Raw genomic sequence first — 21,719 nt, 5'->3', positions numbered from 1 at the left:
TCGGCTATAGACTCTTAAACATGGATTCCGAGGCAAGCTCGGAATGACGGCTGTCAGTACCCATTTGCTTGGAGACTTAGTGTAGATTTCCATCATCTAGACAGCGTGAATGGCGGTGAGGTAGTGATAAGGTAAAGCTCAATGTTGAATTTCATGGAGCGCAGCTTCATCGGTCACCCATGACCTTATTCTAGGCGACTCACCTCTTGGGCTGCGAAACTTCGTTTCGGTCACTCAAGTTTCTATGCTGCCTGTACGGCAGAGAACTACGATTGCAGAGATTGCCTGGGGTTTTAGCTTTTCTAAGCTGCCTGTACGGCAGTGAACAGCAGCTCGCTAACTACTTAACTGATGAACAATTTCTAAGCTGCCTGTACGGCAGTGAACGAGGTCCTTGTGATTAGAGCCTATGACCTTACTTTCTAAGCTGCCTGTACGGCAGTGAACAGCAGCTCGCTAATTACTTGACTGACGAACAATTTCTAAGCTGCCTGTACGGCAGTGAACCATCGGCAAAGAAAAAGAAAGCTGAGGATTGTTTTCTAAGCTGCCTGTACGGCAGTGAACCGGGTGATGATCATGTTTATCCTGGGCATGGGTTTCTAAGCTGCCTGTACGGCAGTGAACCCTCGACCCCTCTTGGTTCAGGCTTTTGAACATTTCTAAGCTGCCTGTACGGCAGTGAACATCATAGAAGATAGGCTTGCGGCTTGGGTAAATTTCTCAGCTGCCTGTACGGCAGTGAACAATTCAAGTGATGGTTACAACACTCAAATCTGTTTCTAAGCTGCCTGTACGGCAGTGAACAATTCAAGTGATGGTTACAACACTCAAATCTGTTTCTAAGCTGCCTGTACGGCAGTGAACTACGACATGACGGTACAGCATTTGCGCTGGTCTTTCTAAGCTGCCTGTACGGCAGTGAACAGCATCGCTCATTCTGCTATTAATATTCGTAATTTCTAAGCTGCCTGTACGGCAGTGAACGAACTGCCCCTAACACGCAGGCCGCCGTTTATTTTCTAAGCTGCCTGTACGGCAGTGAACTATAAGATAAATGAAAAAAGATAAGTTGCAACAAACTAATAAGGTAAAAAACCCATTTTTACCTTGTTACAAACAGATAATTTTAACTCTTTGTATTCTATAAAAATTTTAAAAGAGCAAAAATAGAAGGTAAAACTCCTCTTTAATTGATTAAAAATGAGACACACGCTCTTTTCGGTCTTTTCAATGCATTTAACATTGTTACATGTAGATTTTATTTGAACAATTTACCCGTTGCATTTGACCAGTAGTACCCTAAATACCACGCTGCTCACCGTCATCCTGATGAAAATCAGGATCCAATTTTTGCAGTTTCGTAACTACCTACATGGCTGTGAACATTTTCATTGCACTAGGTTTCGACCACAAGATTTTCTATGCTGCCTGTACAGCAGTGAAGGTTGGAGATGCGCTGGCGGCTCAAAGCCTCAATTTCTAAGCTGCCTATTCGGCAGTGAAGCTAAATATTGCCAACGCCAAATAGCGCTAAACTTTCTAAGCTGCCTATTCGGCAGTGAAGGCTTCCTGCCATATCTCATCCCAGCTCTCACTTTTCTAAGCTGCCTATTCGGCAGTGAAGCATACAGCCAAGTTAACGACGGTCAGTTTGCTTTTCTAAGCTGCCTATTCGGCAGTGAAGCGAACACGCCGAAACCCCGTTGTTACTGTTTTTTTCTAAGCTGCCTATTCGGCAGTGAAGTATTTGATTTATTGATTGTTAGCCCTTTGAGATTTCTAAGCTGCCTATGCGGCAGTGAAGTGACGTTTGACACACCTTTGCTTGCTTGCACTTTTCTAAGCTGCCTATGCGGCAGTGAAGGACTAAATGCACCATATTTGTGGTATCCAATCTTTCTAAGCTGCCTATGCGGCAGTGAAGTATCGATTTTTAGCTAAAAAAACATGAATTACAAACACATACCTTGCTATCAGTAAAAATACCTTATTTTTTAGATAGGCTGTAACTTGTTGATTTTTAAAGCCTCAGCATTATCGAAAAATAAAAGGGTATTTTTCCTTTTTTAAACAGCAAGGAGAATAATTGTGGTATTTACTTGATGTACTTAACCTCAAAAGTACCAAAAACCACTACTTTTCAAGTTTATTTCAACATATGAGGTCGTGAAGCGACCTCATAGACTCGTGACACTTATTTTATTTATTTGCGCAGTTTCTCGTACAACTTGTAAGATATGCACGGCAGTTTTTCCAAGGTGGAGCCCATTTAACACAGGCTTCATACTCATATTGACATCTATCTGTACAGGCATTTGAAGGAGTTAACAGACTCAAAATGTTTGTGTTAGCCGTATAAGTTGCCGATGTTATCCCATCAATATTGGCCGTTTGACTTGGAGTTGCCGATTGAGTATCTGCGGCAATCGCCGCGACACTTATACCTAAACAGCTGATCACTGTCAGTAGCATTTTCTTCATTCGCTTTTCCTTGAATATCTAGTTGAATAAACACTTGAAAATTGACGCTACAAAAAACACACAAAATTAACAATTGAGTTATTTTCAATCACACTACTTTTTTGCACCTTCAATGCGATAAACAGTTTTAAAATACCTGGTTAAATTCGACGGTTTAACACCGCATTCAAAGGCAACAACCTTAAAATAGAGCTAGATTTATAAAATAAAAACCTCGCGAAAAATCCATCAAAGTTTTTGGTACAATTTTTATATTTCCCAAGTTGTTAAAGAACGTTGTGACACCTGTATAAATGCTGCAGGCAACACAAATAAAGTGATTTTTTATTAACAGTGAAACTAGCCGTCAACCCCCTTTACGCGGCTCGTTTATGTGCCTGCCACAAACGGGTGTAGTAACCACCAATTGATAATAAACAGCGGTGAGTGCCTGACTCCACCAGCTTTCCCTCATTTATTACTAAAATATTATCGGCGTGCATGATGTTCGATAAATGATGTGTCACTATGATAACCGTGCGATTTTTCATCAAGCGCGCAGTGGCACAAGCCACATCATTATGTGCAATGGGGTCAAAAAATGCGGTTGCCTCATCAAACAGGACTATAGGCGCATCTTTTAACCATGCTCTAGCAATGGCTATTCGATGTCGTTGATGGGCAGATAACTTTATGTCCTTGTCGCCGATTTGAGTCATTGCGCCATTTGGTAACTGGTCAATAAACTCAAGACAATTAGCTTGCTCACAAGCTTGCAAAACCTCTTCATTACTGGCACCAGGTTTGGCTATTCGAATATTGTCCAATACATTGGCATCTATCAGTTGCACCTTTTGGCACACTACACTAACCATGCTGAAAACCCCTTGAGAGCCAATATCTTTTAGGTCTATACCCCCGATTTTTATATGACCTGAATCAGGCTCTACAAAACGTGAACACAATTTAAGTAATGCCGAGGTACCGCCACTCGCTTCTCCTACGACGGCGGTTATTGAGTTTTCAGGAGCATAAAAAGAAACATGCTCTATGGCTTGATCAATGCCATTACTGTAGGACACGCGCTCAAATTTAATGCTCTTGCGCTTAGGCATGTGGACCTCAGCAGGTTCAGTGAGTATTGGCTCCTCCAACAATGCGTCGAGTTTTTGTTCAGATTGAATTGCAATGCGCAATACACTGAGTTGTTTATCAATACCGTATAGCGGAAAGAGTATTTGCATGAACAGAAGCGTAAATATAATGGCCTCAAAGTCGATGGTTAAGACACCTTGCTCAGGTCGTGTCACCGCTAACATAGCAACGATTAGCACCACGGTCATATTGAGTGCAATTCGATAAGCCAGCACAGGACTGCCCTGCCATATCCCAACCTGCAAGCTATGATGTTTATTAATTCTGAGCTGTTTTTCAACCCGCGCGAGCCAATGACACGATTGGTTGAACAACTTAACTACCCGTAATGCCTCTATATAATCTGTCACCGTTCGACTAATTTGATGATCAGATAGCGCTTTTTCCTTAGCAATTTGCTCAAGTTTGTTCTTTGCAAAAAGCATCATATAGAATGCACTCATCAAGCCCAGACACACACCTAAAGTGTACAAGGGTGAAATCAATGCCAATATTGCAACACCCACTATAGTCGGGATGAGTACAGCAATTAAACTCGGTATTGCGTGAATTAAGCCTTGCTCAACTGCTTTAATATCTTGATTTAATTGCTTGGCAAATTCCGTGTTGGGCGTTTGATTTATTTGACCAAGAGGCAGCATTTTAATGTGGTTTATCAACCTTTTTCGATAAGCATGGATTATTTGGGAGCTAGCAATAAAACTCTGTGAATAACCTAAATAGGCACACACTAATTGCGCAAAAAACACCCCAACCAAAATAATGAGATAACCGCTTGGGCTCTGCAATAATACAATTATGTCACTTGTGATACGCAACTCGCTATAGAGCCAATAAAAGCATAATGCGAGAGGACAAATAGATAAGCAGCCAGCTACTGATCTAAACAAAATACCGTTCACAAGGCGTTTTTTTCCTGCTTCTACATGCTTTAAGACACGAAAAATACTGGTTATGGTTTGTCTATCCATTTAGTGCTCGCATTTAGTGCTCGAAACTTTCCAATGGAGTGTGAGAAGTTGAAACTGTTGTAGCATCTTCTTTCCTCTGTAATTGCCAACCCTTTGCGTAGTGGTCACACCGTGCTAACAGAGCTTCATGTGTGCCTTGCGAAATAACTTCTCCATTGCGAAGCACATTAATTTGTTGACCGTTTTCAAGGCCGAGATATGTGCATGTAAAAACCAAAAAGGTCGTATTTGGGTAATGGCCTTTCAATGTCTGATAGAATTTGGCATGGGTTTGGTTATCCATTGCCAAATCCGCATCATCGATGATCACCAAAGGAGGTGCACTGATGAGGGCCCTTGCGATCGCAATACGTATCTTTTCACGACAAGACAAGTTTTTACCCTGCGCTTGGAGCTGGGTTTCTAGACCACTAGTTTGCTGCTGCAACCAGGGTTTGAGTTGAGATGCCACTATCGCATGCTCAAGCGCTGCAGTGCTCACTCCACTTCGCCCAAGCAAAATATTGTCACGTACAGACCCTTCAAATAGGTAGCACGCCTGCGTAACCACTCCCATGTCATTTGCCCGCTCACTATCCGATAACTCCGATACATCTTTGCCGTACAGCTGCACTCGACCTGATGAAGGAGATATCAAACCACTGGCTAACATAGCCAAAGTGGACTTCCCGCTGCCAGCCCCAGCAAAGACCACATTGATCGTATTTGGGCGTAGCTCAAAGTGCACATTACTCAGTATCGAGTGTTGCTTGTAATTGAAACCGACATGGTAAAATTGTAGCTGCGGATACTTTAAGTCAATTGCTTGCGGGGCGCTTTTTCGGCTTGAATATTGGTTAACATACCAAGGCATAATACGCTGGATGCTATCTTGCAACCCGCTGAATTTCTGTAAAAGATAATAAATACTGAGTATTGGTGCGACCATGCTCATGACCAATAATATACTTAAAACCACAAGCTCTAAGGTTAATAACTCAACGCTGTGCAACCAAATAGCAGTTGGCAGCATAAAAATGAAAGAGGAACCTAACAATGCTGAACACAGCGCTCGGTTACGCACCTCTTGCTCGACAAAGCAAAGGGCGGCATCATTATAGTTGGCGGCTTTATTACTTAAAGTAGTAAAATACTGACTATCTAAACCATGCGTCTTAGCCAAAGGGGCGTATTTTACATAATCAATCAATGCCGAATTGAGCCCCTCCTCTGCACCCTTGGCTTTCGCTTGGTATGACGCCATTTTAGACATGAATAACCTAGAAACTAATAACGCCATAGAAGCTACTGCTACGATACTTAATGCCAACCGCCAATCAATAAAATACAGAACTATAACTATCGTCAAAGAAGATATAACTGCCTGTAAAAGCTCAACACTGTGCCGTGAAATTACAACTTCTAACTTCTTCATATCCTCAGTTAGGAGATATTTAAGCTCCTCTGGTTGATGCTGTGATAAGCATTTCTGTGATAAGGCAGCAAACCTATTTACCAGCATCAGTCTAAGTTCAGTCAATGCATTCAACGCAATTTGATGGCTAAAATAATACGCAGCCATGCCCAATGCAGACTTGATCAATATTGCCCCCACTAAGCCCACAACAATCCAGGTCAATTGTTCGACTGAACTGGTCGACGGTAAAAGCAACGCCTGAATAGACAAAAATAAAAGATAGACAGACATTAGTTCTATAAGACTGATCGAGGTAGCTAAGCTCAACACCAGAGTCACTTTGCCCTTGCAAGTTGCCAAGAACGAAACAAAAACAGACCAAGGATTTATGCTTTCCTCGACGCTATAAGGCTCAACACGCATATAAACAGCTCCTTGAAATGCGTTTTTAATTTAGGGCCGAACGGCTAGCCAGATAATATTTATGTAACAGGGCAGGGCAATGCAATTGCCTTGTGGTCAAAAGCAAGTTTTGTTTAAGAGAACTTGTTTTGCATCAAACAAGCCTCACTCCTTTAAACAAAACTCACCATAAAGAATGAGTAAAGACTACAAGTATTACTCTACAGATCAACTTAATTTATTTCATGTCTAATATGCAACTAATGTAATTCAAAACGAATTGAGTAGCCTCACACTAAAAGTTTATTCATAGTCAGGCAATAAAATAGCCGACTTATAAACAAACTCGTACACTTAACAATCAAAGATCTGCCCATAGAATAACAATAATATTCACTTTTAATGGCTGGAACTCATTCTTTTCTATTAGCTAACAGATACTTATCGATAGCGCCCAACAAGCCTAATTGCCACCGCCATTTCGACTAGTACCAAATACATAGCCAAGTAAAGCCGTTAACGTTGGAAACAATACGTTGAGTAATATGAGCTGTAACGTATCAAACCAAAAAGCGCGAAAATCGTTTCTCTGTTGAGTTAGCTGATCTAAAAAGTCTGAGCTGGCTAGCTGATTCGTAAGCATCAATTGCTGCGTATCTCGCATTGCGGTAAAAAACTGATATTCACCCCACATAAAAATAATTAGGATGACCACCAAAAACCCGATCAATATGCAAATGATCCCCCAAGTTAATTTTACGCCAGCCTTTTCTTTGCCAGTGAGCGGCTCTGAAACAGGGGCATCTTCAGGGGTATAATCCTGTGCAGATGCAAGATCAATATCTTGCCAAGACTCTTGTGAGGTGGATTGCGGCGATTGTGTGCAGTCCTGTGCACTTGAAGACATGACTTAACTCATTACTAATTTGGTTTTTAGAGATTGGATTTGGAGATATTATTTAACTCAGGTATGACAAGACGATGTATGTCTTTGCCCTGTTTGTTTGCGGATAAAATCGTTCTATCATGGACGACTTCGTCTGATGCCCAGTCTAACAACGTTAATGCAACTTTGGTTAGATCGCTAGATTTTTTCAGCCCTAGCCTGCTTTGCAGTGCAGCTAAATAATCTGCATCTACTGAAAATCTAACTTCTGTCTTCTTCGAATCCGCCATAAAAACTCCATAAAATATCCAGCTTTTTTCCGATTCTAGTGGATCTTTTGTTTCTTCGCAATAGCCTGATACTGCCGCCATGCACTAAGTTACACAACCTGTATTACGGATGAGTCAATACATGTCGCTTTGACCATAGCCTTAATCAAGGGATCAACCCCATTGAGCATATCAATCAGCTGCGCTGCCACCCCAAAATCTGATTGCACTCGACTTTTAGCTTCGTATTCATCCACACCACTAACTAACTCTGCCAATGTGAGCAAAAAACCACTGTTACACTTGTTGCCAATACCCTTGAGGGTGACACACACCGTGATATTGCTAGGCTGACAACCCGTATTTAAAACCACACGTAATAATTGCGCAGACATGCGGGTGTAAAGACTTTCTAATGACTGAAACTGATATTCTCCCATCTGAGTATAGATAACCCACATTGGCGGCCGCTTGCTATACAAAGGCTGGTAACTCACCACCGGGCATTTATCCGTCGACAACATGTCTACACATCGGCTTTTCACTTGGTTATTCAAGCGTTGCTCAACCGTGCTTTGAAACCTATTTATCAACGTAATGTCATGTTCTATCCTTGTCATTCAGCTATGCTCCATATATAGTATTTACATATTTTAACATTTTTATAATAAATGCTTAAACATCTAAAAATCTTTAGATTAATTAACATTTTTATATGTAGGGCGAGACATTGAATAAAACTGTTCGGCCGCACGATGAGCAAAGCTTAAGTGACTTAAAGGTAATGAGGCTTGCAGCAAACAAGACTCAAAAGCAAATGGCCAAGGTGCTCGGTACCAGCGAAGCAACAATCATTAACTATGAAAATGGTGTCAGTGATATTAAATACAAAGACTATTTAAAATGGTCACTTGCATGTAGATTTGATTTAAGCGCCATAGAAGAGCAACTCCAGACTTTGCGTGAGCTAGTAGTAGAAAACAACTTGCACAGATATCGCAAAGTCAACAAACTCAAACACGAAAAGTAGCGTGTGGGTTTCAATTACAATCGCTGAAATAACTAAGCCGGATTGAGTTAATACGGCAAGTATAGGGAAAATAAACATGAAAATACCACTCCAAGAAAAACTCCTCACTCCTGACAATTACAACCTTGTTTGTGGCGCATATAAAACTAAACGACCGACAACGAAACCAGTTAAACCGACCACACTAACGAACCGACAACAATAAGCTCTCAACTCATGAGCGTTTTGCGCATTTCTTGTGCAATTTCTATGATCATAGCCTTAGTGTTTGTCTATTCGTACGATTGGGTGTTTATGTCGCTCGCTACAATCTCTTGTTGCTTTGGCGTATTACTTTTGAGAATAGACAACATCAATGCCAAATCCATCGCCATCTTAATACTGGCAATGTCACTATTTGAGTTCACCTCATTTAACTACCTGATACCTCTCGAGTCAGATACCCTACCAATGATATGGCTTGGCACTATTGTCTACGGCGTGCAATTCACTTTATTTCTCAGTACGAGTTTCCTTTTGCTGCTCAGAGTTAGGTTAACTAAACACTTTTTCAATCAGGTGCCCCATGTCGCGCCAACTTACGCTGAGGGCCTTATTGCTTTTTCGCTGTTTTTAACAGCAATTTTGATGGCACTGATGCTCATCGAGAATTTATTGAGAAATGCCATAGATCTGGGCTTTAACAATGATTTTTTCGGCGTGCTAACGAAGCTAACCATTATATATGATAGCTATGAGATCATCGCCTATACATTGCGTGCCATCTTGTGTGCACTGTTGATATCGATGCTGTTCGTGGTAGAAATTGATACAAGTAAATTACAGGAACCAGCTGAAATAGGGAGCTGATCACAGCATCAAGGCAGCAAAAACCCTTTTGGCAACAGTAGGCGCCACTATGTTACAGCACAGTCTCCATTTTGAGCACTTTACAGCCCAACCTGTACAAAGTTCAAACATTATTTCAATGGATGTTTATTTTGTTATTATGAATAATATCATTTCTTAATAAAAAGCTCTCAAACTGCCTTTTTTTGATGACAAAGCGATATATATCTGAGAGAATCCGCCACCATAAACAGAAGATGAGTCAGTATTTACTTACGCCATAGCAATTTATAATTATAAGTATATTTAGAATGCACAACGTCTTGATCTCATTTATTTTACTGTTTACTTATCTCTCCGTATTTACACCGGGCGCACATGCCAGCAATGCTTACTATAAAGTAACCTACCACTATAAAATTGGTGATGTATTCACAATTAAAGATGGTGATCTATGGCACACAGCTAAAATTCTTGATATTGATACTAACGCACAATCTTCTACTATCCATGTATTGCGTTATCAACCTGTCACAGACAAGCCTGCCCTCAAGCAATTGCGAGCGCTCCCTATATCGGCCTACCACTCAACCATTGCACACGCAAAATTAGCGCAAAAATGGCAATTTATCGGACATGAGGTGCCGCTAAAACCTGAGTTAAAAGGCTATATTAGCTACTTAAAACATAATGATTTTAACAAGTATGCAGAAGTGACGAATCAAAAAGTAGATGACCTCATTTTTAGGGCAAATACACTCTACACTAAAGGCTATGCACTAAATCAAGCCGCCCAGTACAAACAAGCAATAGAAGCTTATCGTCAAGCAATCAATATCTACCCTCTTTACTTTGAAGCTATAGACAACATTGGTTTTGCCTATATGGATATGGGTGATTTTGCTACCGCTATAGACTATTTTAATCAATCTTTAGAGATCCACCCTGCAGGTACGACGGCCCAATATTACAAAGGGATGTGCTACATCAACCTAGAAGACTACGAACGGGCAATGGCCACCTTTAAACAGGGAATGGAGAGCTTCCCTGAGCAAAAGCAGGTTTTTGAAGAAATATATATCAAACTCCAAGAAACGACACTTTAACCTATACCTACATTAAGAATCATCGTTTTTAAACATCATCTTTTAAGCTGTACATTGACACCTCCAAGCCATTCACGTATTTTATTTTGAACATCAATAAAATAAATATCAAAATACAGGAGGTATCCCATGGAAGGCAACATCTTACTGCTGGCTGGCTTGCTAGCTACAATTTGGATCACCCTTGGTGTCTATATTGCCGGGCGGTTTTACCCAAACTACAATCACAAAACGCAATTTTGTAGCGAACTTGGCGCGGCAGGTAGTCCGACAGAAAAGCTTTCTCCACTTATCAATAACTATCCTTTAGGTGTATTATTTTGCGTGTTTGGCTGGGCAGTGACACAAGCTGCAAGCGATACGCTATCACTGATTTTTGTTGGTTGGTTAATTATTATCCATGGTATCGGCACTTGGGTTGCCGGATTTTTTCCCATGGACAAAGATCCTTATACTGAAGCACCGACCCTGAATTGCCAAATCCACTCCCACGCTGGGTTTATCATGTTGCTGTCTTTATTTATCGCCCCAATTATTACCGCCTTCAGTGATCTAGCGATTGAATTTCGGGTTTTTTCTGGCTTATCTGCCGGCGCCGCATTTTTCTATTTATATAAGTTGTCTCGAGCATATAAGCTAAGGTTGAATTTAGGCTTGTATCAGCGTCTTTCCTACTGGATAAAGCTTGTTTGGTTGGCAGCGCTATCTTTGCTGCTGTGGCAGGCCTCTTAGGCAAAAGTCCCTCTGCTGATTGAACGATAACAAGTGCCAAAGCAGAGGGTCATTAAGAAGGCGTTAGACATTAAAAGAAACGTTTAGTCATAGCACCAATCTTAACTTGTTCGACTCTATCAAATTCAATCTCTCTGACTTTAGACATATCTTTCCACAGCAACTTATACCCTCTGGTAAAACGTGTGCTTTTTACGCGCCGTTGAAAACGCGCTTTTTCTGAATCAGTCGCATCACGCAATACGCCCAATGTGCCATACAGCCTCACCGCAGGTCGGCTGCCAAACTCCCCTTTAATCAAGGACTTTAGCCAAAACCACATGCCACCGTTAACAGCCAATACACAAATTTTTGGCTGCGTCCGCCCATTGCTAGGTAATTGCTTGGTGAACTTTTCAAAATAGTAGCCTTTGCCAGGCTCCGCTAAGATTAAAGAGCCTATGGGCGTAATATGCGGTTCGCCATCGTCCGTAACACTGGCAATCGCATAATGAAAAGAAGACTTAAAAGAGCACTTAAACAAAGACTTTATTTCTGACCAATCCGTTTCTATATCCATATCTAGCTCGCTCATTGATTATTAACTTATTTTATTAAACCTGATTTACTTGTTTATTCATACAAGCAACACTAAAAATAGTATCCATATAGGGATCTTTAATCGCGTAATAAGCGCTCTCATCGTTGGGGAATCGCAGCGCCAGCTCCCGTTTGATCTTTTCATAAGCTTTTGACACAACGGGGTTATCACGTAAAAAGTCCCGAAATAACAGCGCATAAGCTTGGTTAACTCTGCCTATTTCTCGAATATGAATATGAATTTTTCGCTGCCCTTGTGGTTCGCGAAAGTACATTTTTTGCATATTCAAATCCCCCTCATCATAACCAATGAGATTGTCGCGGGTAATATCTGCTCTGTATCTATACCCTGACTCACTCAAAGCGTTTACGATCTTCTGATCGTCAAGGGCCTTTACACTTACTTGAATGTCTATTACATCTTTGGCCGCTAACCCAGGAACGGAGGTCGAGCCGATATGATCAATCGCGACAGCAAGGTCACCTAAAGCTTGCTTTAAAGCTGCTGCAATCGATTTAAACTCTTCAGCCCAAACAGGACGATAATCTACAATTTCTATTTGGCTCATTGCTGCACCTATGACGTTATTCATTTATTCCCATGACTATATAGCCCGTTTCGCCGTGTTTTAAACCCCACTCACTTTCATACTTGAGATACCAATACATTTATCTAATCGGTGGTTACAATGGATAGCAACCCATTGAAAAGAAGCAACTCCATCATTGCTTTAGAAAAAAACGAAAATAGTACTCCAGACACAATCAAAGAATATATACAAAATAACTGTTTTGTCGTTCGCAGACTATGCCACCCCATCGAAGCCTACATGATTTTGTACCATGACAAAGGTGTTGGTGGTTGGGATGAAGATAGATCGGCCACACTCAGCGAACAAACCTTAGCCGATGAGGATTACACAAAACAAAAAGGGCACAATGAAAGTGGATACAATCCATCTAGCCCCAGAAATACACCTTGGGATAAGCTGAGTCCAGCCAATTACCAGCAAGCATGGGGTGACCTTGCAGCTCTGTTTAAAAATCGGCAACTCTATGAGTTTTACCAAGGAGATTTGGCTTTCAACTGGCCCGGAGTCACATTGACACTCATTATCGATAAAAAGTACATCATAGATATGGGAGAAGACGGCGACGTCAGTGACGACAAGAAAACCAAGGGGCGTACATTTTTAGCCAGAAGAGGCGCTCCTATCAAGGTCGCACAATTTGAGCGCTCACGTCCATAAGCTGTAATTATTTTTCAATGTATATCAAAGTCTTTGTACTCAAGGGGAATCATTATGACTATAGATTTTAAGTTTTATACCGGTGGAATAGTCACAAATACGGGCACAGGTGACGTCAATGACTTTTACACTGCTTTAAAAAAGCACGAAGCGACCATCAACTCGCTCGCAACATCACAAAGGCCACTTAAAATTTATGTTGGTTATCACGGGAGCGCTGGCGATGCGAGTTCTGCCAAAGGGGGATATAGCCACCCTTTTACTGATGTCGAAATGCAACAGGTGGAAAAAATTGCAGATCTCTTTCAAGACCGAGTGAGATTAATTGTCAGCCAAAACTCGCCGTTCAGTGATGCGGTTATTGAAGCAGCAATAGATGAAGGAAATGCCTTTTTTACTTGGTGCTATAGTGATTCACGTATTAGACAGTTCTTTAGAATTTCAAATAGCTATGACGTTTAGTTCAATCGGGCGGTGAGAGATTAATCACCGCCTTGGTTCGCTGAGAAATCGTCCATCATAACTATTAAGCTGGCACTACTGACCTAAGCCTTATGACGCCATTACAACCACTCGCATGAGCGAACTTTATCAAACCACTTTGCTTCAAATGGCGGTGCTTTTTCTACAGAGATCTTTGGTACGTCAATTTGCACAATCGGCGCTAAATGTTTGGCAACCAGAATTTTAACCTTGGTACTTTCAAGTTGTGCAAAATAGTTCAGCAGCGCTTGGCGCTCTTCGGTGGATAACTTTGCACCTTGTTGTACCGCATGTGCCGTATTGATCCAGTGCAAAAATGCTTTTTTAGACTGATTGGGAAAGGCATCTGTCATCGCTTTTATCGGTGAATAAAGGCGTTGATAATTTAATGCCTCACCTTTGAGCACAAACAGAAAGAGTAAATTCACCCCTGCGGTAATATAGCCTGAACGTTTATCGACGCTTTGATACCCTTCAAGAGCCGCTCTAAAATAACGGTCGGATCTCACATAGTCCGCTCGGTCTAAGGCGATTGCCCCCATATTATTGTTAATCGTCGCCGACATAGAACGATGTTGCAGTTCCTTCGCCAATCTTGCCGCACGCTGGTATAACTTAATGGCTTTTTGGTGATCTTCCATATGCCTTGCAACCAGTGCGCGACTATTTATTAACGTTAGCCTCTGAGCATCCCCTTGAGCATGTTTGAGCGCACACTGCAAACTCATGTCCGCTTCTGCAAGATAGCCTTTTCTACGCAGCCAAATACCCAACGCACTCAACACAGTTGGTAATTTATTCATAAAATAGGGGTGCGTTTCAAATTCAAACAGTGCTTTTAGGGATCCCTCCAGCATGTTGAGCTGGTTGGTTGGAACAGAGGCTCTAACCCGTATAATATGCCAGCGGATCTTGAGTGCTACAGGCAGTACATCACGGTGCGACATTGTATTCAACAGACGCAGTGAGTGTGAAGGTTTTACAGTCAAGTAGTCTTCAGCTTCTTGTAATACCTCCATTTGCTTCTCAACAGATGGTTTTGCCTCAAGCACAGCTGAAAACAGCAGCCCGGCTACGATGAATACAACCTTATTTATCAAAACCAAGTTCCTATTAATTTGTCACTGCTTCAATACAGAGGAACAATACAAATAGACCAAATGCGAATTTGGCGTTTGGTCATAATCTGTTTAGCTAACTTGCAAACCCCTTTGGCATTTTCGTCTCATGATTGTTGACTGCCAACCTCTCAAAAATTTCAGCCATAGCCGGATACTTGTTTTTTAAAGCTCTATGATCTGCGGCTTCAAAGCACGAACCGGTAAACCCAGGAGCCATAGTGCACCCAAACAGCGCATATTTTCCTGATCCTACCAACTCCCCAGCTTGCCAAACGCCTGCTGGTATTCGGTACTGGATTTTTTGACCTTGTTTAAAGTCATTCCCCATAACCACAGTTTCTGAGTGCCCATCGGGGTGGAGCAAATACAGATTAAATGCATCACCTTGATAAAAGTGCCAAATTTCGTCGTGTGTTAAACGATGAAAACAAGATACGCTTTTCAATACATGGCAGTACATGCCAATCATCGCTGTACCTATTGGCTCGTTACTGTCTAACTCCTCAGTTGCACGCCAAGTGCTTTTATACAAAGTACCTTCTACTGGCAAACGTTCAAATCGATAGTGAGCCAATACATCCAGTATATCTAATACAATATCTTGGTGTGTAAAGTGTGGGTATTCAATAGTATCTACAATAGCACTTGTATTAAGTTTACCATAAATATGGGGGAATTCTGTGTGATTGCCAATGGCTTCTGATGGCGCTTCAAAAACCACCTGAGCCTCTATCAGACGAAGATCAATCACTGCAACCTTAACCGCATCCAAACCCAAATAAAAACGCTGATATACATCGTGAACTTGCTCAGCTTTGCAAGCGTGTATATACCCTTCGTGTTGCAATGATGGCGGAGCAAAATAACGTGCTTGAGGCGTTATGTCATCACCCCTAAAAAGAATAAATATCGCATTGGGTACTGTCATAGACTTCCTAATAACCTCAAAATTTTTAATCTAATTGTATGCATCACACTTAGGACAAGTGGCAAATGCAAAGGAATAATCTGTTAGCCAATTTCAAATGAGGCTACGCCAAACGTCTGGCCAATTGGCAAGTCTGGAAATTTCCCCGTATACATGCGCGCAGTTTCAAAAGCAATACTCATACCTAACGACTCGGCGACCGCAACGGCAGCACTGTTTTGCTCTGGCGTATCAATAAATACAGTCACAGGTCCAGCGACGTTTTTTTCAACTTCCGAGATCAGTGCCAGTGCAAGTGCCTTCGCGTTTTGTGCACAGTCCGCATATAATGGTCCGATTTTATAGCCGGTTTGGCACGCCCGAATCACGCCATAGCCACATATTTTGCCGCTTTTTTTAAGGCTCAAAGCACACGCATTAGACTGAGCTCGCCACTGGAGATTAAAACGCGCTCTTTGGGCAGGGAAAAACTGGGTTTCATAACCTTCAATTAAATCTTCATCTACTTCGCAAATCGTGGCGCCGTCTGGTTGAGACTGATTTTTGAAATGCGCCGTTTCCAACACACCTTCATATCTAATATTGCGATACGCGAGTTCAAACCCTGACTTACGATAGTTATCTTGCTGTGTGACGACCCCATCTAGACCCACATTACACCCTGACAAATAGGCCATAGCCGCTTGCCAAATTTGGTAGCCATAGCCCTGCCCACGAAATTCAGGTTTTACAATGTAAAAACCTATAAAACCAAAAGCTGTGTCATATTTAATCGCTGAAATAACTGCAATAGGTTGATTATTTAATAGACCAATCAAGAATCCATGTGGATCAGCACAATAATAGCTCAATGCATCGCAGTCACCGGGATTCCAACCCTCTTGCGCAGCCCAATTAATGGCAATATCCACTTCATTTTTGTGCATCGCCCTAATGACAAAATTATCCTTTTCCATGTTTCTACCTCTGATTTACTTTTACCACACCTAAACATTTTTACAGCTTAATCAACAAATAACGAATTTCAACTACAACGCAATAAACTCACTTTAAAACCTGCTCTCCTGCGCCAAAGCGTTGCCTTTTTTGGTACGTTGGGTGTATTATGTACACATATTTAAAGGAGAGTTTTTTTAATGGATTTTGCTAATTCACCTGTTCAATCAGGCCCTCACACCCCTAAGCTTGTTCGATTTTCAGGCAACAGCCGAGATTTTTTTGGAATTTGGATTGTTAACCTATTATTGAGTATCGCAACTTTAGGCATATACTCAGCATGGGCAACAGTGCGTACAAAGCAATATTTTTACAATAACACGAGTATTGATGGTCATCGCTTTGAATATTTAGCCACACCTATACAAATATTAACCGGCCGGGTTATTGCAGCGCTGTTATTGGTTGCCTATATGTTTTGTATTCATTACTTCCCGATCGTTGGTGCTGCTTTGGCAATTTCTTTGACCTTTCTCGCACCTTGGTTCATCAATCAGAGTTTCAAGTTCAATATGCGAATGACTCGCTTCAGAAACATCCGTTTTAGCTTCAACGGCAGTTACGGCGGTGCTTTTAAAGTCTTTGTCTTACTCCCCATCCTGAGCGTATTTACACTGTACCTATTGATGCCTTGGGTTTTGAAAAAGATAGATGAATACCTTTGCAATAATATTCAATTTGGTGATAAGCCATTTGCAACCACGTTATCTACTAGCACATACTTTAGCGCAGCAGTCACGACTTTACTCTGCTCATTAGTAGCCATTCCACTGGTGCTGGGTGGGGTCTTTGCAGTTGGCGGTACCCTTGCGGGTTCTTCACAAGTATTGTTCATTTTGATACCTGCTTACTTTGCGTGTATATACTTATTAAAAGCCATTTATCAGGCGATGATTAGAAACCACATTTTTAACAGTACGTCGATTGACCAAGTCGCCGAACTACACTCTGATCTATCTCCGGCGAAGTTTGCCGTTGTAGAAGTGACCAATATCCTCGCTATTGCCGCTACGCTTGGGTTTGCTTACCCTTGGGCAAAAGTGCGCAAAGCAAAAATTCTAGCCAGCGCCAGCGCGCTCACAATGTTGGCAGATGCGGATAATGTCTTCGATACCCTAGATAACGCAGAGTCCTCTCTGGGGGATGAAGCCGCAACGCTGTTTGATATAGATGTATCTCTTACCTAGTATGCGTGTCTCAGGCTTACTCTATCCGTTTTCGAACAGCACTGCATTTAAAGTAGAAGCGCTGCTCGAAAATGGTCAATTGCATATTCACTACGGAGAAAACCGTGCGGCTAAATGTGCGTTAGACGCTTTGACTTTGTCGACGTCAATTCCCGGCGTACCTGTACAAGCCACACTGCCATCTGGTGAGCGTTTTGTGCCCAATGATCCCAACTTTGTTTGGCCCGGTCGAGCCTCACCCACAAGTATCGCAAGTTTAGAGCGCCACACAATGGTGATCCTATCGGCACTAATACTAACGCCGTTATTGATATATGCGCTGTTGTTTAAAGTTGTGCCAGCTTCCGCGGTTTGGCTTGTCGAATATGTACCTGAATCGGTAGTAGATACAATGGGCCAGCAATCTATGTACGTGATTGAAGAAAGCTTCTTGTCACCTAGCGAGCTCCCCCTAGGCACCCAACAACAAGTCCATACGCTTTGGAAGGATGCGCTCAAAGCTTTAGATTTGTCTGACGATCAGTATCAACTGAGTATTTATGATTCTGAGCATTTTGGTGCGAATGCATTCGCACTACCTCACGGCCAAATTGTACTTACCGATGACTTAATTGAAGCGCTGAAAGATAATCCTAGTGCAATTCGCGCGGTTCTCCTCCACGAAATAGGGCATGTAGAAAGAAAACATAGTATCAGACTTGCCGCGCAAGCATTCGCAGGCACGATCGCCATGAGTTTTATATTCGGTGATATGGAAGGGATCGTTGAACTGTTAATTGGGTCGGGAAATGTGGTCATGGGCGCGCAGTTTTCACAAGAGATGGAATGGGAAGCGGATCAATTTGCACTGGATCGGCTAGCACATTTGGGACATTCAAATGACGATTTTGCTCAAGCATTACAACGCTTACAATCACTGACACACGACAACGAGGCTCCATCTCAAACAGCACCTAAATGGCTAGAGTACTTATCCACCCACCCTAGCCTAGAAGAGCGCATAAAACACGCTCAGTCATATCAAACAGATTGACCATATTGGCTTTTCAACGCGGTAATAGTTACTCACATTTCGCAGCAGCAAAGCCATCAACATGCGTATCTATATGGTGATAATAGTGATTATTTTCTATCGCGGTTGTTCCATAGTGGCCAGCATCAGCTCCGATTGTAAAGCTGTTAGCGCTACCTAACCCAGCACGAATAAATGCCTCTGCATCGGTTTTTGCGTTGCCATATGCACGCACGATATCCAGCCCTTGTTCCTGCAATTGGTTTATTTCATTGATTTTATACTCTGCTGTGCGAAACAAGCTGGTTTCATTACTCGAAGATGCTCGTAAAAAGCCTTGAGGTAACCCAGTCCAATGCAGCCAGCTGCGTGTCCCTTTGACGTACCAATATACACGTGCCGTCAAATAGACGGGTTGATACCCGAGATCTAAATAACGACGCACCAATGAATATGCCCCCTCCTTCTGATCGGCTCTATCAATCCCAGTATAATCCCCAATCTGCTCAGCATCCGACTCTGTGAGCGTACCATCAATATCAAACAGCACCGCCTGAGTGCCTGGCTGAACAACCGTCACATAGCCCTGAGTGCCAGTGCCATCCGCAGGGACACCCGCAAAAATTCGATATTGCCCAGCCTGAAGTGCAGGTAAAGATACACTCGCTTTACCATCACTATTGGTTTGGGCATTAGCAAGAAAACGCCACTGGGAGTCTTGCTCTGAACGGATGTAAAATTTCACCGTCTCGTATTCAAGATCTTTATGTGCAATAGCGCCGTAATCAAACTTCGCCGTCACCTCCACTGAAGTACCTTCGGCGATAACCCGATCGTGCAACATATGAAACTCAGGTAGCCATGTAATTAACTTATTGAGGCGATTGTTGTAATCCGCCCTAGGCATAATAGGGGCGTCGAATTCAGCTTCTAGCCAAGCGAGGTTTGGGCAGGTAGGTAGTGCATTTGCAGCCCCCGAAAAGCTAGCTATTAAAGCAATGTAACCAAGTAATCTCATTAAAGTTTCCATCATAATTCCGTCACATTAAGAGTAAATACTCCAGATTACAAAATTATTAACAATATTTTTTCTTTTTCCAGTTTAATTGGGAAGTTTTATGGATATGATTTAATGAAAGGGCTATTAAAGCTATGAAAAATATATACTTAACTTCACTTCAACAGATAAATATTTTACCCCGACAAGCCATGTAAAAAAAATGATCTTAATTACTTTTTAGCAACAACATCTTTGGGTTTGGCAAATTCATCGGGGTATTTTAAATATTGTTTTTTGCCTTCATACTGAGCTGCAATCCAACCGTATTGCGCATGAGAGCGAAACAGATACTCGCCTTTGGTTGTTTGTAAACGCCCCGATACAGAGCGTCCATCTAACTGTAGTTCAAGCGCAATATGTCGCTGTACATCATCTGAGAAATAACCTGCAATACGCAACCCACCCAACTTTGTCTGTTGAATGTTTTTTATCACAATCATGTAACTACGCTTTTGCTGTGGAACATAAAAGGCAACTAAATCAGAGATATGCAAATTTTTAATACGTCTAATATCAAACTCAATGTATGCTTGGCTAATATATTGATGCTCATCAAATAATGCCTTTCTCGCATTCATAGAAGCTCTGTTGATGACAAAGTGTTTTTTATCACTTTGAGCCAAGGAGGAATTAGTATCCACACCTGAATTGGAGTAATTATTTGTTGTGCTTAGAGTGTACTGCTTTATTCCATTTGCACAGACATTGCTAAGACCTCCCCAAAGAAGGTATCCAACAAAAAATGCGATCGTGCAAGCTATTCCCTTATACATATCACTATTTTAACAATTATCAGCTATTTAGGTACATTAAATGGTGCTATCAAGTTAATCAAGCACTAAAGAAGCTTAATCAATCACAAAATTTTCACAATGAAATAAAGTAATACTATTGACACATTAAATTCAACAACTTGCATAAAAATCAACGTTTACTTTTATTTACAAACAGTACTCAATATGCTCTTACGAAAAAACTTACTTTACAGGTAGTGTAAAGTATTGATCTGCATAAGGCTCATCAATCAAAGTAAAGTGCCACCACTCTTCAGTCAGCCCAATAAAGCCGGCGCTGCGCATAGCTTTAGCCAATAGCATTCGATTTGCGCGCTGCTGGGCACTGATCCCTTGATAACTTGGCCACGATACTTTTGAAAAGAAATCCCAGCCGGATCCCATATCCAGTTCAGCACCGGTCGTTAAATCAATAAGGGTGACATCCAGTGTACTTCCTCGAGAATGCCCTGAGCGCGCCGCGATATAACCACGTTTGAATAATTCGTTTTTAGGTACATCTGGGTAGTATTTCGCTTTATTCTTAGTATCTTCAAGGTCTTTGGCCCAGCGTACGAAATGATCCACAGCCATTTGCGGCCGATAACAATCAAAAACTTTGAGCCCCAGGCCAAACTCATTGAGCGCATACTGTGCTTTTGTGACAGCTTTCACCGCGTCTTTACTTAGTAAACACTTGGGCGCCAAATAACCATCAACTTTATTGCCAACAAAATTATCTGTGGTGAAATAGCGGATCTCAGTTTGAATGCTAGGCACTTTAGCCGCTACGTCGACGAGCTCACCTGCCGACAACTGTAGGCTCGTCAAAGCAGCCAACGCTAACCCATAAGTAATTGTTCTCATTGAATACCTCGAGGTACCTTTCCTAACTACAAAGAACACAGTGTGGAATGAAATTATGGAAGAAGTATGGACAGTAATTCAGGAATTACAACTTCAGTCAGATGCGCCAAGCGACAGCACATAGCCTGTTTTTTTGGTTGGCACAAAGAGAAAAAACCGTATTGAGTCAGTGCTCACTTACACTTTTTTACTTATTATCACACTCTATAACGGCAATTTTCAAAC

The 21,719-nt window shown here is 41.7% G+C and carries 22 protein-coding genes and 2 CRISPR repeat arrays; of the genes, 8 read left to right on the top strand and 14 right to left on the bottom strand.

Translation table 11 applies throughout. The features are described 5' to 3' along the window. Positions 1-239 precede the first annotated feature (239 nt). Positions 240-1,047: direct repeats of the CRISPR family, unit length 28 nt; unit sequence TTTCTAAGCTGCCTGTACGGCAGTGAAC. A 372-nt stretch (positions 1,048-1,419) separates the two neighbouring features. After that, a CRISPR array of direct repeats spans positions 1,420-1,927; the repeat unit is 28 nt; unit sequence TTTCTAAGCTGCCTATTCGGCAGTGAAG. Between the two features lie 275 nt (positions 1,928-2,202). From MHN81_RS22500 to MHN81_RS22475, 6 genes are all read right to left on the bottom strand, one after another. Continuing rightward, a complete protein-coding gene (locus MHN81_RS22500) occupies positions 2,203-2,484 on the bottom strand; it encodes a hypothetical protein (RefSeq protein WP_239426769.1) in 282 nt (93 codons plus the stop codon). Positions 2,485-2,840: 356 nt separating this feature from the next. Next, the gene (locus MHN81_RS22495; protein ID WP_239426768.1) at positions 2,841-4,589 is read right to left on the bottom strand and encodes an ABC transporter ATP-binding protein; all 1,749 of its coding nucleotides are present in this window, start codon (positions 4,587-4,589) and stop codon (positions 2,841-2,843) included. 13 nt (positions 4,590-4,602) lie between these two features. Continuing rightward, positions 4,603-6,408 (bottom strand): ABC transporter ATP-binding protein, encoded by a 1,806-nt coding sequence (locus MHN81_RS22490; protein WP_239426767.1) that lies wholly within the window; start codon positions 6,406-6,408, stop codon positions 4,603-4,605. A gap of 442 nt (positions 6,409-6,850) precedes the next feature. Next, positions 6,851-7,294: a hypothetical protein gene (locus tag MHN81_RS22485; RefSeq protein ID WP_023400035.1), complete on the bottom strand. Its 444-nt coding sequence runs from the start codon at positions 7,292-7,294 to the stop codon at positions 6,851-6,853. 26 nt (positions 7,295-7,320) lie between these two features. Beyond that, positions 7,321-7,563: a hypothetical protein gene (locus MHN81_RS22480; RefSeq protein ID WP_023400036.1), complete on the bottom strand. Its 243-nt coding sequence runs from the start codon at positions 7,561-7,563 to the stop codon at positions 7,321-7,323. A gap of 89 nt (positions 7,564-7,652) precedes the next feature. Continuing rightward, complete coding sequence (locus tag MHN81_RS22475; protein WP_023400037.1) at positions 7,653-8,162, bottom strand: hypothetical protein; 510 nt, start codon at positions 8,160-8,162, stop codon at positions 7,653-7,655. Between the two features lie 110 nt (positions 8,163-8,272). On the opposite strand from MHN81_RS22475, the gene MHN81_RS22470 reads away from it, so the two are divergent. The 4 genes from MHN81_RS22470 (at position 8,273) to MHN81_RS22455 (ending at position 11,238) form a co-directional block, all read left to right on the top strand. After that, on the top strand, positions 8,273-8,572 hold the full coding sequence (locus MHN81_RS22470) for a helix-turn-helix transcriptional regulator (protein ID WP_023400038.1): 300 nt from the start codon (positions 8,273-8,275) through the stop codon (positions 8,570-8,572). Between the two features lie 249 nt (positions 8,573-8,821). After that, the gene (locus MHN81_RS22465) at positions 8,822-9,421 is read left to right on the top strand and encodes a hypothetical protein (protein WP_155250774.1); all 600 of its coding nucleotides are present in this window, start codon (positions 8,822-8,824) and stop codon (positions 9,419-9,421) included. Positions 9,422-9,711: 290 nt separating this feature from the next. Further along, complete coding sequence (locus tag MHN81_RS22460) at positions 9,712-10,506, top strand: tetratricopeptide repeat protein (RefSeq protein WP_239426766.1); 795 nt, start codon at positions 9,712-9,714, stop codon at positions 10,504-10,506. 129 nt (positions 10,507-10,635) lie between these two features. Further along, a complete protein-coding gene (locus tag MHN81_RS22455) occupies positions 10,636-11,238 on the top strand; it encodes a DUF998 domain-containing protein (protein WP_023400042.1) in 603 nt (200 codons plus the stop codon). Between the two features lie 70 nt (positions 11,239-11,308). Here the strand turns inward: MHN81_RS22455 and MHN81_RS22450 are convergent, their stop codons facing one another. Continuing rightward, entirely contained in the window at positions 11,309-11,812 is a 504-nt protein-coding gene (locus MHN81_RS22450) for a hypothetical protein (protein ID WP_239426765.1), read from the bottom strand. Positions 11,813-11,831: 19 nt separating this feature from the next. Beyond that, complete coding sequence (locus MHN81_RS22445; protein WP_239426764.1) at positions 11,832-12,410, bottom strand: GrpB family protein; 579 nt, start codon at positions 12,408-12,410, stop codon at positions 11,832-11,834. A 96-nt stretch (positions 12,411-12,506) separates the two neighbouring features. Here MHN81_RS22445 and MHN81_RS22440 point away from each other — a divergent pair, with 96 nt between their 5' ends. Both MHN81_RS22440 and MHN81_RS22435 read left to right on the top strand, forming a co-directional pair. Further along, the gene (locus MHN81_RS22440; protein WP_239426763.1) at positions 12,507-13,067 is read left to right on the top strand and encodes a hypothetical protein; all 561 of its coding nucleotides are present in this window, start codon (positions 12,507-12,509) and stop codon (positions 13,065-13,067) included. Positions 13,068-13,121: 54 nt separating this feature from the next. Continuing rightward, the gene (locus MHN81_RS22435; protein WP_023400046.1) at positions 13,122-13,529 is read left to right on the top strand and encodes a hypothetical protein; all 408 of its coding nucleotides are present in this window, start codon (positions 13,122-13,124) and stop codon (positions 13,527-13,529) included. Positions 13,530-13,630: 101 nt separating this feature from the next. On the opposite strand, the gene MHN81_RS22430 is transcribed toward MHN81_RS22435, so the two are convergent. The 3 genes from MHN81_RS22430 to MHN81_RS22420 all read right to left on the bottom strand — a co-directional run bounded on the left by MHN81_RS22430 (position 13,631) and on the right by MHN81_RS22420 (position 16,555). Then, positions 13,631-14,650 (bottom strand): tetratricopeptide repeat protein, encoded by a 1,020-nt coding sequence (locus MHN81_RS22430; protein ID WP_239426762.1) that lies wholly within the window; start codon positions 14,648-14,650, stop codon positions 13,631-13,633. A 94-nt stretch (positions 14,651-14,744) separates the two neighbouring features. Further along, complete coding sequence (locus tag MHN81_RS22425; protein ID WP_023400048.1) at positions 14,745-15,599, bottom strand: cupin domain-containing protein; 855 nt, start codon at positions 15,597-15,599, stop codon at positions 14,745-14,747. An 83-nt stretch (positions 15,600-15,682) separates the two neighbouring features. Continuing rightward, entirely contained in the window at positions 15,683-16,555 is an 873-nt protein-coding gene (locus MHN81_RS22420; protein WP_239426761.1) for a GNAT family N-acetyltransferase, read from the bottom strand. 180 nt (positions 16,556-16,735) lie between these two features. On the opposite strand from MHN81_RS22420, the gene MHN81_RS22415 reads away from it, so the two are divergent. Both MHN81_RS22415 and MHN81_RS22410 read left to right on the top strand, forming a co-directional pair. Then, positions 16,736-17,782 (top strand): YjgN family protein, encoded by a 1,047-nt coding sequence (locus tag MHN81_RS22415; RefSeq protein WP_239426760.1) that lies wholly within the window; start codon positions 16,736-16,738, stop codon positions 17,780-17,782. Further along, positions 17,766-18,815 (top strand): M48 family metallopeptidase, encoded by a 1,050-nt coding sequence (locus tag MHN81_RS22410; protein WP_080672620.1) that lies wholly within the window; start codon positions 17,766-17,768, stop codon positions 18,813-18,815. Before MHN81_RS22415 ends, MHN81_RS22410 begins: the two co-directional genes overlap by 17 nt. Positions 18,816-18,843: 28 nt before the next feature. Here MHN81_RS22410 and MHN81_RS22405 read toward each other — a convergent pair whose 3' ends face one another. From MHN81_RS22405 to MHN81_RS22395, 3 genes are all read right to left on the bottom strand, one after another. Further along, a complete protein-coding gene (locus tag MHN81_RS22405) occupies positions 18,844-19,812 on the bottom strand; it encodes a phosphatidylinositol transfer protein (protein ID WP_036976619.1) in 969 nt (322 codons plus the stop codon). Between the two features lie 212 nt (positions 19,813-20,024). Next, on the bottom strand, positions 20,025-20,432 hold the full coding sequence (locus tag MHN81_RS22400; RefSeq protein WP_023400053.1) for a hypothetical protein: 408 nt from the start codon (positions 20,430-20,432) through the stop codon (positions 20,025-20,027). Positions 20,433-20,831: 399 nt separating this feature from the next. After that, entirely contained in the window at positions 20,832-21,494 is a 663-nt protein-coding gene (locus tag MHN81_RS22395; RefSeq protein ID WP_239426759.1) for a M15 family metallopeptidase, read from the bottom strand. Between the last annotated feature and the right edge of the window lie 225 nt (positions 21,495-21,719).

Origin of the sequence: Pseudoalteromonas sp. Of7M-16 (assembly GCF_022347805.1) — a bacterium.
Lineage (GTDB): Bacteria > Pseudomonadota > Gammaproteobacteria > Enterobacterales > Alteromonadaceae > Pseudoalteromonas > Pseudoalteromonas luteoviolacea_F.
The sequence above is the reverse complement of the archived record's forward strand: the minus strand, read 5'-3'. Positions and strand labels throughout refer to the sequence as shown.